This window comes from Bacillus sp. 05T31 (assembly GCF_056396725.1).
Map to the genome: position 1 here is coordinate 1 of NZ_JBFTMA010000909.1, position 1,390 is coordinate 1,390.

Sequence of the window (1,390 nt, forward strand, 5' to 3'; positions counted from 1 at the left end):
GCTAAATGGGTAAAACCAGGGTATCTTGTACCAATTGGAATTTTACCTGAAGGGACAACGCAAAATATGTATATTGATTTACCTGGTGTTGCAGCAAAACCTGTAAATGTTCGTACATATCCGTTAGGGGAAGCAGCAGCGCATCTTACTGGTTATATCGGAAAAGTAAATGCTGAAGATTTAAARACGCTTCAAAAGAAAGGCTATCAAGCMGATGAWCCAGTTGGTAARGCTGGATTAGAGCAAGTATTGGAAGAACAGCTACGCGGGAAAAAAGGTGGCCGTGTCTTCATGGAAGATGCACAAGGAAAAGAAATTAAAAATTTAGCGAAAACAGATGCTGTTGATGGAGAAAATGTAACTTTAACTATCGATAGTGTTGTTCAAGAAAAAACGTATAATGAAATGAAGGGAGAAGCTGGTTCAAGTGCGGCAATTAATCCGAAAAATGGAGAAACAATTGCTCTTGTAAGTAGTCCAGCTTATAATCCTAATTTAATTGCACGAGGAACATCAAAAGCACAACGCGAGGCTTGGAATAATGACCCGAAAAAACCGATGACGAATCGATTTACACAATTATCGGTACCAGGTTCTGTATTTAAGCCAATTACAGGTGCAATTGGTCTTGAAACGAAAACGATTGATCCAAAAGAAGAATTGAAAATTGAAGGACTGAAATGGACGAAAGATTCTTCTTGGGGCAATTATTACGTAACACGTGTAAAAGATGCAAATTCGATTGATTTTGATAAGGCAATGAAATACTCGGATAATATTTATTTCGCACAAGAAGCTTTGAAAATTGGAAAAGATAAATTTATGGCTGAGGCAAAAAAATTCGGATTTGATGAGAAATTACCAATTGAATATGGATTCCCAGCTTCTAAAATCGCAAGTGATGGCATAAAAAATGATATTCAAATGGCAGACACAGGTTATGGACAAGGACAAGTATTAATGACTCCCCTTCATCTAGCTTTAACGTATGCGCCAATCGTAAATGATGGAACGATTCCGTCACCATATCTTATTAAAACAGATAAACAACCAAAAGCTTGGAAAGAGAACGTGATTTCTAAAGAAAATCAAGATATATTGAAAACGGCTTTAACGAAAGTAATTAACGATCCAGATGGTACGGGGAAAATTGCGAAAATTGATGGTATGACTCTTGCTGGTAAAACAGGAACAGCAGAATTAAAAGTATCAAAAGAGGCAGAAGGAAAAGAACTAGGTTGGTTCGCTGCGTTTGATTTAAATTCACCTGATATGGTCATTACAATGATGATTGAAGATGTAAAAGGTAGAGGTGGAAGTAATATTCCTGCTGAAAAAGTTAAACATGTTTTTCAAAAATAATAATTGATGAAGGCTACCTCCATATAAT

General features: G+C 36.2%; 1 protein-coding gene. It reads left to right on the forward strand.

Going from position 1 to position 1,390, the window contains the following annotated elements; translation table 11 throughout:
- On the forward strand, window positions 1–1,362 hold a 1,362-nt coding region (locus AC1DJR_RS29795; RefSeq protein WP_477004236.1), incomplete at its 5' end, for a peptidoglycan D,D-transpeptidase FtsI family protein.
- Window positions 1,363–1,390 lie beyond the last annotated feature (28 nt).